A 12,633-nucleotide genomic window follows, 5' to 3' on the forward strand; every position below is an offset into this window, starting at 1 on the left:
GACGATAAATGGAAAGTTTGAAAAATAAGCTGGTCCGCTTCATGACCGGCCGCTATGGGATTGATCAGCTCTATTATTTAGGGTTGTTTATGGGCTTGGGAGCGATGATGATCAATCTGAAGGTTGATTCGCTAGTTTTGACGATTTTTTCAGACGGTTTAATTCTCTTGGTACTGCTGCGAAGTTTTTCCCGAAATATCAGCAGACGGCGAATGGAAAATGAAAAATTCATGAGGCTCTGGAACCCGGTAAAAAAAGCAACCAGAATCTTGGTGCGAAGAATTAAAGGGATCGGCAGATACCGTTACCGGAAGTGTCCCCATTGTAAAAAGACGTTGCAACTCCCGATTAAGCGGGGAAAACACACTGTGAAATGTCCGACATGTCAGGAAAAATTTGAGGTTCGCGTGATTGTTTAAAAATAAAGCATCAGCAAGCCATAATAAATCGAGGAAATAATTGCTATCAACAGCAGCTATTGGTTGGCCAGCCCTTTAAAATAAATTGAGGGTGAATCGAAGGTAAAACTGCTGTCCTCAAAAATTGTATTTCTTTTTACAATGGTCTGAATTTCAAAAAGAATCTTTGTTAGTTCATCGCGTTCGTCTTCATTGATTGAAAATTTGACGCCGTATTGGTATAAATGGTTATTGAATTTTTTCATGTGCATCGGGTTGCCATAAACCTTGATTTTTTTATTTAGCAGACTGGTTTCGAATTGAAGGGTAAAGCCTTGTTCAATGGGAAACTGGATGTTTGAAATAAAACACAGTCCCCCAGGTCCGATATCTTGAATTAAAACCTTGGTATTCCCTACCCCCATCTGCTTGTCTTTGATTTGTAAAATGGCAAGATCCGCTCGGACGTATCGATTGAAAAATAGTCTAAAATAATTGCGACGTTCATCAACGAGCTGAGCATAAGTATTTTGGGGAAGAAGAGGTTCGGGATCACTGATCCCAGTTTTTAGAATTGTTTTATATTCATCTTTAGGTAAGGGTTTTGAATAGAAATCGCCCTGTCCGGCATAGCAATTGAGTTTTTCCAGAAAGGCTTTTTGTTCCCAGTTGTCAATTCCGACTGCGACCAGTTTGATATTCAGTTGCCGGGTAAGTTCAATAATGCTCTGTACAATTGATGCACTTGCTGTGACGGTCAGGACGTTATTTAAAAAGGATCCGTCCAGGATAAGGATATCGATATTAAAGTTCTGTAAACCGATAAAGCTGAAGTTGGGATCATTAAGAGCTATTTTAATACCCATTGACCGAAGTTCTTTTAAATTGTTTCGGATATTTTCCGAGTCATCAAGCAAAAGATCTTCAGTAACCTTGACAATTAAAAACTTCGGATCCAGAGAAAATTTTGTGAGAATTTCTTTTATCGTTAGGGCAAAGCTTTTTTCGTAGAACTGAATGCTGGAAAAATTAACCATCACATTTTGCTTGGGAAACCCTTCGTTTAAGGTTTTATTACAGCTTTGACAAACTTCATTAAGCATCCATTTTTCCATTTCAATGATACTTCCTGTTTCTTCTGACAGATAAATGAACTCGTCGGGAGAAACCAGTCCCCAGACGGGATGATTCCACCGGATCAAAGCTTCGGCAACCAGGATTTTTGTCTCCTTCAGGGTGACTATCGGTTGATAAAATATTTTAAACTGACTCTGGTAAATCGCCTTAATAAAATCGCTACGCAATTCGAATTGTTTATAATTTTGAATGCTGAAATCCGTACAATAGAATTTAAACTTGTTCGGCCCCTCTTTTTTTGCCCAAAGCAGGGCAATATTGGCTTGTTTAATCAGGAACTCACCGCTTTCATCGGCCAGATCATCGGGATCCTTGCCTTTGGCATCCTCAGTGTAAAGACTGATTCCCATACTCATGGCGATTTCAAATTCATAATTAGCAGCTTTGAACGGCTGTAAAAATAAAGCGGTGATTTCACGAGCCATGGTCGCGTAGGCTTCTCGACTAGCGAGGTTTCGGGCAATAATACCGAACTGGTTTTCGGAATAACGTCCAATTATTTGATTTTTTTTAAGGAATGCTTTGAGCCGGATCATTATTTTCATGATCATCTGATCGCCAAATTGAGTGCCCAAAGCGTCACTGATATATTTAATCCGCTCAAAATCGAGCATCAATACGGCTAATGATATGCCATTATTTTGGGAAAGTGCATACTGCTGAGCGAGAAGTGTCTTGAAATGGAGTCGATTGGGCAGGTCAGTCAGCTCGTCATGGGTAATTGTATAATTGAGTTTATTTTCTGCTTTGACACGTGTTGTAGCATTGGTGAAACTCAGGATAATTCCTTCAATGGCGGGATGGCTTATTAAGTTTTGCATGTTGACTTCCAAATGAACCCGTTCGCCAGTCTTTTTTTTATAAGTTAATATATTTTGGGTTTTGGCACCAGGATTTGCCAGTACGTAGCTGATCATGCCCTTTAATTTCGTCAGGTCCTCACCTTGATAGAATTTAAATATTTTCTCGCCAATTAATTTGTCCGGCTGATAGTGGACTACCTTGGTTGCGGCATCACTGATAAACGTGATAATGCCCTCCGGGCTAATTATTTCATAGACTGTTTCAGATTCTTCGATCAAGGCTTGAAATCGATCTGTAACGTTCCAGTTGCTTCGCTGGGAGTCGACAAAAACCTGCGTATTATCCTCGGTCTCCGGGCTCTTCTTATCATGGTGTTGTCGAAAAAGTTTTTGAATATGATCCTGCTTTTCTTCCCAAATTTTAGGAATTATTTCAGTTTTTTTTTCTGGTGGATCATTTTTAGGGCTAAAACCCATATCGATTCTCCTTGTATTCTGTTTAAACTTATGTTTTAGCGTCTGACAGAGGTGTTAAGCGACATGTGGTCAGGGTGAACATCGATGCGTTTTGATAGACAACAGGGTTAATTTAGTATAGTTAACCTAACTGTAAATTTTTAGCGACTATTTGTCAAGTTAAAACAATACATTTAACATAGCTGGATACATCCGTTACATGTCGGATGATTGCGTAAAGAATAAAACAGCAAAAACGTCAAAATTCCCCCTTGTTTTCAGTTGAAAAACGTTGATAAAAACGGATCCAAAGATTGTAAAAGTATCTTTGGATCCGTTTTATGTTAGTATTTGTCCATATCATCCAAAATAATTCGAGGTTCTGGAGCTATTTCCTCAACTATTAAATCTGGTTGAGGTGCTTGCGTTAAGACTGAAGTTTTAGGAGAACTCGTCTGCTTGAGTTTAAAAGCCGCAACCATTTGTTTAAGTAAGGCGGCCTGTCCAGATAGTTCTTCACTAGAGGCGGCGCTTTCTTCGGCTGTGGCCGAATTGGTTTGAACGACTTGGGAAACTTGCTCAATACCCTGAGTGATCTGAGCAATTTCAGAAGCTTGATCATTGGAAGCACCGGCGATGCTGGCCACCAGGTTGGTCACCGTATCAATTTCTTGTAGTATTTCTTCCAGACTCACAGCGGTTTTATCGGCAATTTTTGTGCCAGCATCCACCTTGTCAATGGAGCCTTCAATGAGAGCAGTAGTCTCCTTGGCGGCTTCGGCACTCCTTAAAGCCAGGGTTCTTACTTCTTCGGCCACCACGGCAAAGCCCTTACCATGCTGACCGGCCCGAGCAGCTTCCACAGCCGCATTCAGTGCCAGAATATTGGTCTGGAAGGCAATGTCATCAATGACTTTGATGATCTTAAAAATATTATGGGAGGATTCATTAATTTCCGACATTGCCAGAACCATCTGGTGCATCTGGTCATTGCTCAGTTTAGCATTGTTACGGACCTTCCATGCTAATTCATTGGCTTTATCGGCATTGGTGGCGTTCTTTTTAGTTTCTTGGGCGACCTCATCAATGGAAGCGTTCAGTTCTTGAATCGAGCTGGCCTGCTCGGTGGTACCCTGAGCGAGAGCTTGACCACCATTTGAGATTTGGCGGGCACCAATTTCCACCTGATCGGAGGCAATGCTAATGTCAGACATCGTTTTGCTCAAGTTGTCGGTAATTTCATTTAGTGATTGTTTGATGGCCTGGAAGTTACCGAGATAATCACTGGTAATTTCCTGATTCAAATTTCCGTTGCCAATTTCTTCCAAGGTGTGGGTAATTTCCTGAACATAACGATTCAAAGCAGAGATGGTCAGATTCATATCGTCTTTAACTTGAGTAAAATCACCATTATAAGTACCTGTCATGGAGGTAGACAAATTACCGTGGGAGAGTTCTTTTAAGGTTGATGAAGCTTCTTGAAGTGGCTCAACAACAGCATCAAGGGTTTGATTGATGCCATCAATGATGCGGGCATAATCGCCTTCATGACATCTGGCATCGGCTCGGGTATCAAGTCTTCCGGCTAAGGCTGCTTGGGCCAGCATGTTGGAGTCTGAAACCAGGGCATCTATTGACTTCACGCATTTGACAAGTGAATCCTCAAGAACCAGGAAGGTTTCATAAACGTCATTCGTGTCATCATCCCCCGGTGTTATCTCAATTTGAACCTTGGTATCACCAACTGAAAGTTTAGTCAGAGCAGCGGCTAGTTTTTTTGTTTCGAATTCCTGATAAAAGGCGATTTTTTTCATCCGACGCTCTGCCTGTTTGATGGCAGTAAGATCGGTAATGATTTCTAGAGCACCAATGGGGTTGCCGGATTGATCCAAAATAGGAACACCGGTATAAGAAATGTCCAGGTCTAATCCGGGTTGAGGATGGGCATCAGCTTCACTGGTTGAAGTCTGGCACTGTTTCATGGCTTGGAAACAGGCACAGTTTTTCGTCTGGCAGTCCGAGGTTTTAAACAGGTTATAACAATGCTGGCCAAGTACATCATCCTTATTCAGCCCGGCAATTTTTGTCCCCAGTTCATTCAAATAAAGAATATTAAAATCATTATCTATAATCATGACTGGACTGGGCATCACATCGATAAAACCGACCAGTGCGTCAAGTGTCATATTAACGCCATCCATGATTTCTTTAAAGCCACCATCGAAAACATCTGGATTGCCACGGGTGTTGAGACGTCCTTCTGTGGCGGCTTTAGAAAGCATGGTGGCATCATCAATGAGGGTGCGGATGGTAGTGATCGTGCGATTTAATGCGGGTGTGATTTCATCTTGTGGATCTTTGACTTCCAAATTGGCAGAGACGTCACCTTTGGAAATCTGATTCATGGTTGCAATGACTACGTTTTGAAGATCGTCGGCGAAGGCATCCATCGCAGTTGCCATTTGTCCAATTTCATCAGTGGCGTCCATCTTAAGACGCCTGTCAAGATGGCCAAGACCCATTTCTTTTAGCATCTGAGCGGCCTTTCTGAGTGGCTTACAGATAAAATTACCAAGCAAAACACCAAAGATCACTGCAATTAGAATACTAAAGACCATAATCACCGTCATCGTGGTGACAGCGGAGCTGGCTAAATTGGTATTAGCATCAGATTTTGCTTTTCCAGTTTCAATATTGGCAATGACAAGTGCTTCAAGGGCATTTTGCTGGGCTCTTGAGGCAATGCCAGCCGCCCCGGTTTCAGCGATGCGTGCCAGAGCTTCCGCATCCTGATTATTTTTAGCAAGGGCAATAACAGCATCAAATTCGGTGTTGGTAGTGATGATACGATCATTTAATGTTTGAATTTTAGTGGAAAGGGATTCAGATTGAATAGTTGTATTAAGTGCTTTTACCAGAGCTGTGATCTCCTCACGTCGCAGAGTGACTCGATCAGCATACTCTTGGACGGCCTGGGGTTCGGTTTCGGCGATCATATCCCTAAGGTTAACACGCATACGCTGAAAAGCTGTAGACAGTGCACCGATATCGGCAAGAGGGATTGTAACGTTTTCATAAAGTTCATTATTTGAACGGTCAAGGGCGTTGATGTTCACAATTCCCAGATAACCAACAATGCCAACGATAAAGGCAATGAGAATGAAGCTGCCGACCAGTTTTGTTTTGATTTTTAGATTACGGAACCAGTTCATAGTTTTTCCTCCAGTGTGAATTTAATAGGGCTTTAGGATGCGATAGGATTGTCTATTTGATTAAATATTCACCACCTTTGTTTCCCTACACATAAGAGTCAGATCATCGAATTGATAAGCAGATAGTATTCTGTTTTTACCCCAAGATATTCGAGATGAACAAGCGAATCATTTATTATGCAGTTTTATTGTATTTTTTTTCGATTATACAGTAATTTTTTGGAAAAAGTAACCATAAATTGACGGCAAAATGAATATTTATCGGAGAAGTATAAAAATTTGTTGCTCCAATCAGAAATTGGATCATACAACTTTTAAAATACAACCTTGTGGTTTTGACATTTTTAGTGTTGAGAGAGTAGCAATATTGCATTATCATTTGATAAAACATCAAATAAAGTCTGAAAAGAAAATTAAGAAAAAAATAGATAACGTTATCAATAGTGAAAAGTTTAACAATCTGTGGTATGATCCAGTCAAAGAGTTGTTAAAAAAATAACAGCTGCTTTTTATCGAGAATAGCGTATAATATTGCACATCAACGATCAGGACTTTTCTGATATCATGTGAAATTAGTTTGATTAAATAGATTACAGGAGGTCAAATCAATGGTCAACACATATTTTAAAGAAGAAAGCACGGAAATTTGCCAGGAGAATGGGGTTCAAGAAATTAAACTTACCTGCAGCACATGTCCTCGTCAATGTGAAATGACCTTATTGATGGAAGGGATTTCGGTATTGATGGTAAAAGATGATGGCTGTAAAAAAGGCAGCAAGTTTGCCTATCGGGAAATGAAAAATCGAAAGATGCAGAAATATCAAAATGGAACGTGTTGCTGTGAAATGGACCCGATTGAAGAGGCTGTCTAAAGTGGTTAAAGTAGAATAAGAATATCGTTAAATATAGCACTCTCAATAAAAGGAACCCTCAACATTGTTGAGGGTTCCTTTTATTGAGGAGTTTTGAAATTTTTTAGTTTCAAGTAAGTAGACTCAGGTAAGATACCAATAATAATCTGACAAAGAGCCAGTCCCACCAGTCCCCCGAGGATAAAATGCAATGCTGGCATTTCCGGGAGCATATTTTTGCTGAAAAAATTGATAAGATTAAAAATGGCAAATAGCAGGATTTCAATTTTCAGTTCTTTTCTCATATTGGTTTTCATTTAATGAGCTCCATTTCTTTCACGGATTGTTCTGCACAAATCTTATTCGGGAATAAACCAGCACCGGTAGATCGGCTAGCATCATAAAACCAATGCTGCGTACGGCCCAATCCGGCAGGGGTAGGATTATCCAGTTAATGAACACCAACCCCAGACAAAACAGTATGATCATAACGGTAGCTGGAAATAGAATACGTTTTCTCATCAGCAGGCACCACTACATGGTTTTCGTACAATAAAGCTTAACCATGGCGCTGATCAATAGTTGAGCAGATACAGCGACGACCAGCGTATAAAAAACGACAATGTTAAAATACCCGGCAATTATGGCAGCAATAATCATCATGACAGAAGTAACTACAATCATTGGTGCACCAGCTTTATTACGGATTGCGATTAGCCGCTCGTCATGCTCCTTGTTGTACAATATTCTTAGCTTGGTCTCGTCATTGATTGTCAGACTCAGCTTGATGATATCAAAGACCGCCAGTCCGAAAATGCTGACAATCAGACCAAACTGGAATCCCGCCACAAAACCATCAGAGTGTGTTGCACTTGAGTGGTCCGTAATAATTATTGAATAAGTACTAAAAACCCCCAACACCATGGCAATAAATGCCATTCCTGAAGAAATTGCAATTCTTCGTTTAATCGTGGTTCTAAATTTTTCCATGATCCTGCCTCCTAAAATTCATTTAGTTCTGAAAAGTCAAAAACGTCTTCAATGGTCAGCCCGAAAAAATGGGCGATTTTGTAGGCCAGCACCAGAGAAGCAGTATATTTGCCCACTTCGATGGAGGTAATAGTCTGTCTGGTTGTTCCTACTTCCAGTGCCAGTTCTTCCTGAGATAGTTTTCGCTCTTTTCGTAATTCTTTTATTCGTGTTTTCATTGGTCACCTTCTACTAAATTGCATAGCATGCTTTGCACTATTAGTATAGTTCGCTTTGCATTAAATGTCAAGCGGGCTTTGCAAAAAAAATAAAATAACGATGCTACAATATTTAATTAACAAAAAACAACCAATTAAAATAAGAACACGGCTTATATCAATAAAAAAACAGCATTTATCCATATAACCATCACATTGCCCGCTTATAATTAAAATAAAAGAGACGGGTATCACAGAATTATTGTAAGATTCCCATTGCGATGCTAAAGGTTCTTCAACTGCCTGAGAATAAAAAGGACTTAAAAAATGCTTCGTAAAAATATTTTAAAAAGAGAGAAATGAGAGGATGTTTAATGAAAAAACTAAAGATTTTCATACCATTTTTATTGTTTATCATGGTAGTGGTTGCCGGATGCAGTTTGGATTCCGAGACAGCACCGGCAGAAACCACTGCGGCGGCGGTGATAGAAACCGCCTCAGTTTTAACCGCAGCAGTATCACCCACATCGACAATTGTTGTCGATCCGGAGTTTACTGATCGCGATCAGAAAACAACCTATGATGACACCAGTGCAGTTACTGTAACTCTGGATGGCAGTGACATTCAGGTAACCGGTGACGGTGCCACCGCCAGTAATGGCGTGCTTACCATTACGAAAGAAGGGACTTATGTGGTCACCGGGAATTTGACGGACGGGCAGATCGTCGTGGCAGCGGCCGATAGCGATAAGATTCAGATTGTGCTAAGTGGCGCGACCATCAATTGTTCAGACAATGCCCCGATCTATGTAAAAAGTGCCGACAAGGTATTTGTAACATTGAATGAAAACACCGTCAATACCTTAACCGATAGTGGTACCTATGTTCAGACCGATGAAAATAATGTTGATGGGGTTATTTTCAGCAAAGAAGATTTGACCATCAATGGCGAAGGAACCCTAAATATTACAACAAGTGATAACCACGGGATTGTGTCAAAAGATGATCTGGTGATTAGCGGAGGTATTTATAATATCACCTCAGCAGATGATGCGTTCAGTGGTAAAAACAGTGTCAAAATAAAAGATGGTGTCATTACCATTGATTCTTCAGCAGGCAAGGGGATGACCTCAAAGAATGCTGATGATAACACAAAAGGCTATGTCTACATTTGTGGCGGGACGATTACCATTAAAAACAGCACCGAGGGGATTGAAGGGACTGCGATTATTGTAGAAGACGGAACCATTAATATTACTTCATCGGATGACGGGCTTAATGGCGCCAGTGCCAGTGCCGCAGAAACCGATACCGGTGTAAAAGGCGGTGGTGCTGCGATGCAAAATGACTCAAACGTCTATGTTTCAATTTCCGGCGGCACTATCGATGTTAATGCAGCCGGAGACGGACTCGATAGCAACGGGAATCTCTATATTTCCGGTGGCACGGTGACGGTCAGTGGCCCCACCAATAGCGGCAATGGCGCCCTGGATTATAATGGCAGCGCCGATGTCAGTGGCGGAACCGTGGTTATTGCCGGTAGTACCGGAATGGCTCAATCATTTTCAGAAACATCGACCCAGGCATCATTGCTTTATAACCTCACATCATCCTGTGCAGCGGGGACAGAAGTAAAGTTAACCGATGCCAGTGGCAATAAGGTGGTTTCCTATACGCCGGATAAAACCTATCAATCGGTGGTGATCAGCACCCCAGATTTGGTCCAGGGTTCCACTTATACACTAACCTGTGGCAGCCAGACGGTGGAAATCCCCCTGACGGGCGTGGTCACCAGTAATGGCCAGACCGGCATGGGTGGGCCGGGCCAGGGTGGTCAGGGTCAACCCGGTCAGGGCGGTCAAAGACCTTAATCGATAAAATATTTATAAAGAAAAGGCATGTTTCTTTCAATGGAAGGACATGCCTTTTTTGAGATGCACCCGGCACAGGTACAATCTAACGGATGAAAGTCCCGAGCACGGGTAGGCAAGTGATAGCTTTTGCGATTCTTTGTTCTAATTAGATGTGCCCTTAGCTTTTGCGTTCAGCTTTACCAAGCACTCATCCCAGCGCGCGTAGTTTTTGTCTCCACGGTGATCTGATAAGATGCCCCGGCCTGACAGGTATTCCGCTAAATAATGAGTTACTTTGTTTGCTCCGGAAGAATTTAAATGATCCCCACCGTCACGGGTATCCAGGCTCCAGTCTATGCCGACGGTATCATTCATCAGATTTAAATCAATATATTTGCAGTTCAATTCGCTGGCAAGGATCGCGATTCCGTTGTGTGACTTATAATTCCAATTTTTAGTGCTCGGTGTGCTGAGAAGGATTAATTCGGCTCCATTTTCATCACAGAAGTCTTTGATTTTTTGTATGAAGTATCTGTTTGTTTTTGCAATTTTCGCAGACTCTTCTGTAGGCGTCATGTATTCCAAATTGTGAGCGGGAGCGACTTGATTGGAGTAAAAATAGCCCTTGTAATCCTCAGTCCAGTTGTATTTGACTCCGTTTCCAACTCCTTTCAGATCATATGATTTCCATCGGTTATGATATTCAAATACGGGAAAATAGCGAGCGATCTCAGCCAGTCCCACATTGCTCAATGACATTTTGCGGTAGATTGCAAGGGTCTCCAAGATTACAATTTTAGGCTTTTGCTTTTGAAATGCCCTGTGCAGCATGGTGTTGCTGTAGGTTAAATGCTGACCCGCGGTTCCGCAGACATATGCGGTGTAGCCTTTTTCTTTCCAAAGCTGCAAAGGGGAGATGGAGAAATAGGATTCGCTGTCTCCGAGCACCAGAATGTCGATGGAGTTTTCCTTTTCACCAAGGATTCCGTTGGCCGAAGTTGCTTCCATTCCTGCTGCAGCCGTATTGTCTCTGGGAACAAGCAAATAGGATGATACGGCCAGCAGGATCATAAGTCCGGCAATGAATGCTACGCCTCCCAGTATGTTCTTGATTTTCATGGTTTACCGCCTTTCTAAAAGCTTGCATAAATCGGATCGACAGGGACATAACCGGTTCCATATGCGCCAAATATGACAATTGCCATAATCAGAGCATAATACACCGCAAAACGTTCCACTACAGGCTTTGTACTGATGCGTTCCCGAATGGAGAGGCCCTTTTCTTGCCGAAGCTCAATAAAAAAAATGACAGCCAAGACAATAGCGACAATGATATAGTCATATAAGTCTGCACCAAAAGAAAAGAAAGTTTTTTCCACAATGGTGTTGAAAGTGAAGTCTGTAAAAATCTTTTTAAGCATTGCAAGTCCGGTACGAAGTCCGTTGGCTCGGAAAAACATTTCACCGATACAAACCAAAGCGGCGGTTCGGACGATTTGAAATCCATGATAAAGCGGACCTGATCGTGAGATATGTAACTTTTCCGCAGATTTTGCAATAAAAGGTTCTGCTATGTTTCCACTCAAAATCAGCACGAAATGATACATGCCGAAAAAAATGAAGTTCCAGCCAGCGCCATGCCACAATCCATTGCATAGCCACACGTAAAAGAGCGCGATGGCACTGGCGGGCAGTGTACCAAAGTGATGGCCAAGTCGTTTTCTCGCCTTGGAAGAAAGGCGTTTCATGGGCTTTGACAGGGAAACAGGATAGAAGATATAATCACGGAACCAGGCACCCAGCGTAATATGCCACCGTTTCCAAAATTCAGGAATAGTCTTGGAAAAAAAAGGGCGCTGAAAGTTTTCGGTCAATGAAACACCGAAAATTTGTCCGATGCCAAGGGCTACATCCATTGTGCCGGAGAAGTCCATGTAAAGCTGAATGGTATAGCACACTGCGGCGACAGCGATCACGAAGCCGTCATAGTCCTGATAGCTGTTGAATACATTGCTGATCAGCAGGTTCAGGCGATCTGCGACGACCATTTTTTTCAGAATACCGAACAGAATGCGTTGCAGGCCAAAGGTAAGGTTGCGATATTCAATGGGCGGTACGCTCCACAACTGCGCTGCGGTTTCGGTATACCGGCAGATTGGCCCTTCCATGATCTGTGGAAAGAAACTCATATAAAGGGCCAGACGAAATAGGTTGCGGTCAGCTGATATTTTTCGGTGATAGACATCCAAAACATACGATAGTGCCTGCATGGTATAAAAAGAAATGCCGATTGGCAACACAAAAGAAGGTATGGCGACCGTAGCAGGCAGCTTTAAAAGATCAAAGCCGACATTCAGGTTTGTTGCAAAAAAAGCCGAATATTTAAGAACGGCCAGAACGCCTATATGGAGAATAACAGCAAACGCAATAATCCCTCTTTGCTGCCGCTGATATAACACTTTGATGCCCTTGCGGTTTTCCTTTTGAGCCGGCTCCAAAGCCTGGTCACAACGATTTTGATTGTCGGCAAGCCAGAGACCAAAATGGTGGATGGAGAGCGTGGACAGCAGAAGATAAACCAACAGCTTTCCGCTGACGGCCCAGAAAAAGGCGTAGCTCGCGAGTAAAAGTACAATCCGCCGCGGCTTTTGTGGAAGGAAAGCATAAGTCGTGACAGTGACTGGTAGCAAAATCGCCAGAAACTGTACGGAAAAATAGGATGGAATCGAGGGCATA

The 12,633-nt window shown here is 42.1% G+C and carries 11 protein-coding genes; 3 read left to right on the forward strand and 8 right to left on the reverse strand.

Annotation, left to right across the window (positions count from 1 at the left end; all coding sequences use genetic code 11):
- Positions 1–8 precede the first annotated feature (8 nt).
- Positions 9–419: a hypothetical protein gene (locus ACIZ62_RS00820; protein ID WP_111888432.1), complete on the forward strand. Its 411-nt coding sequence runs from the start codon at positions 9–11 to the stop codon at positions 417–419.
- A 56-nt stretch (positions 420–475) separates the two neighbouring features.
- On the opposite strand, the gene ACIZ62_RS00825 is transcribed toward ACIZ62_RS00820, so the two are convergent.
- Both ACIZ62_RS00825 and ACIZ62_RS00830 read right to left on the reverse strand, forming a co-directional pair.
- Positions 476–2,815 (reverse strand): EAL domain-containing protein, encoded by a 2,340-nt coding sequence (locus ACIZ62_RS00825; protein ID WP_414151048.1) that lies wholly within the window; start codon positions 2,813–2,815, stop codon positions 476–478.
- 323 nt (positions 2,816–3,138) lie between these two features.
- Positions 3,139–6,006 (reverse strand): methyl-accepting chemotaxis protein, encoded by a 2,868-nt coding sequence (locus tag ACIZ62_RS00830; protein WP_414151049.1) that lies wholly within the window; start codon positions 6,004–6,006, stop codon positions 3,139–3,141.
- A 608-nt stretch (positions 6,007–6,614) separates the two neighbouring features.
- Between ACIZ62_RS00830 and ACIZ62_RS00835 the strand changes: the two genes are divergently transcribed.
- The gene (locus tag ACIZ62_RS00835; protein WP_414151050.1) at positions 6,615–6,878 is read left to right on the forward strand and encodes a hypothetical protein; all 264 of its coding nucleotides are present in this window, start codon (positions 6,615–6,617) and stop codon (positions 6,876–6,878) included.
- Positions 6,879–6,958: 80 nt separating this feature from the next.
- On the opposite strand, the gene ACIZ62_RS00840 is transcribed toward ACIZ62_RS00835, so the two are convergent.
- From ACIZ62_RS00840 to ACIZ62_RS00855, 4 genes are read right to left on the reverse strand one after another with little or no spacing between them, the layout of a single operon-like run.
- Positions 6,959–7,174 carry a hypothetical protein gene (locus tag ACIZ62_RS00840; RefSeq protein ID WP_414151051.1) on the reverse strand — a complete coding sequence of 72 codons (216 nt, stop codon included), beginning with the start codon at positions 7,172–7,174 and terminating at the stop codon, positions 6,959–6,961.
- 19 nt (positions 7,175–7,193) lie between these two features.
- Positions 7,194–7,379: a hypothetical protein gene (locus ACIZ62_RS00845; RefSeq protein WP_322519197.1), complete on the reverse strand. Its 186-nt coding sequence runs from the start codon at positions 7,377–7,379 to the stop codon at positions 7,194–7,196.
- Positions 7,380–7,391: 12 nt separating this feature from the next.
- Positions 7,392–7,847, reverse strand: a complete 456-nt coding sequence (locus ACIZ62_RS00850; RefSeq protein WP_111888427.1) for a hypothetical protein — start codon at positions 7,845–7,847, stop codon at positions 7,392–7,394.
- A gap of 11 nt (positions 7,848–7,858) precedes the next feature.
- The gene (locus ACIZ62_RS00855; protein WP_111888426.1) at positions 7,859–8,065 is read right to left on the reverse strand and encodes a helix-turn-helix transcriptional regulator; all 207 of its coding nucleotides are present in this window, start codon (positions 8,063–8,065) and stop codon (positions 7,859–7,861) included.
- Between the two features lie 353 nt (positions 8,066–8,418).
- Here ACIZ62_RS00855 and ACIZ62_RS00860 point away from each other — a divergent pair, with 353 nt between their 5' ends.
- The gene (locus ACIZ62_RS00860) at positions 8,419–9,915 is read left to right on the forward strand and encodes a carbohydrate-binding domain-containing protein (RefSeq protein ID WP_414151052.1); all 1,497 of its coding nucleotides are present in this window, start codon (positions 8,419–8,421) and stop codon (positions 9,913–9,915) included.
- Positions 9,916–10,059: 144 nt separating this feature from the next.
- Here the strand turns inward: ACIZ62_RS00860 and ACIZ62_RS00865 are convergent, their stop codons facing one another.
- Both ACIZ62_RS00865 and ACIZ62_RS00870 read right to left on the reverse strand, forming a co-directional pair.
- On the reverse strand, positions 10,060–11,016 hold the full coding sequence (locus ACIZ62_RS00865) for a hypothetical protein (RefSeq protein WP_111888424.1): 957 nt from the start codon (positions 11,014–11,016) through the stop codon (positions 10,060–10,062).
- Between the two features lie 14 nt (positions 11,017–11,030).
- Positions 11,031–12,632 (reverse strand): MBOAT family O-acyltransferase, encoded by a 1,602-nt coding sequence (locus ACIZ62_RS00870; protein ID WP_414151053.1) that lies wholly within the window; start codon positions 12,630–12,632, stop codon positions 11,031–11,033.
- Position 12,633: the final 1 nt, after the last annotated feature.

The organism is Acetobacterium carbinolicum (assembly GCF_047456275.1).
GTDB classification, from domain to species: domain Bacteria; phylum Bacillota; class Clostridia; order Eubacteriales; family Eubacteriaceae; genus Acetobacterium; species Acetobacterium carbinolicum.

Bases quoted from the DNA above. Each gene is read 5' to 3' on its own strand.
- ACIZ62_RS00820 (WP_111888432.1), top strand. From the start codon at position 9: ATGGAAAGTTTGAAAAATAAGCTGGTCCGCTTCATGACCGGCCGCTAT.
- ACIZ62_RS00825 (WP_414151048.1), bottom strand. From the start codon at position 2,815: ATGGGTTTTAGCCCTAAAAATGATCCACCAGAAAAAAAAACTGAAATA.
- ACIZ62_RS00830 (WP_414151049.1), bottom strand. From the start codon at position 6,006: ATGAACTGGTTCCGTAATCTAAAAATCAAAACAAAACTGGTCGGCAGC.
- ACIZ62_RS00835 (WP_414151050.1), top strand. From the start codon at position 6,615: ATGGTCAACACATATTTTAAAGAAGAAAGCACGGAAATTTGCCAGGAG.
- ACIZ62_RS00840 (WP_414151051.1), bottom strand. From the start codon at position 7,174: ATGAAAACCAATATGAGAAAAGAACTGAAAATTGAAATCCTGCTATTT.
- ACIZ62_RS00845 (WP_322519197.1), bottom strand. From the start codon at position 7,379: ATGAGAAAACGTATTCTATTTCCAGCTACCGTTATGATCATACTGTTT.
- ACIZ62_RS00850 (WP_111888427.1), bottom strand. From the start codon at position 7,847: ATGGAAAAATTTAGAACCACGATTAAACGAAGAATTGCAATTTCTTCA.
- ACIZ62_RS00855 (WP_111888426.1), bottom strand. From the start codon at position 8,065: ATGAAAACACGAATAAAAGAATTACGAAAAGAGCGAAAACTATCTCAG.
- ACIZ62_RS00860 (WP_414151052.1), top strand. From the start codon at position 8,419: ATGAAAAAACTAAAGATTTTCATACCATTTTTATTGTTTATCATGGTA.
- ACIZ62_RS00865 (WP_111888424.1), bottom strand. From the start codon at position 11,016: ATGAAAATCAAGAACATACTGGGAGGCGTAGCATTCATTGCCGGACTT.
- ACIZ62_RS00870 (WP_414151053.1), bottom strand. From the start codon at position 12,632: ATGCCCTCGATTCCATCCTATTTTTCCGTACAGTTTCTGGCGATTTTG.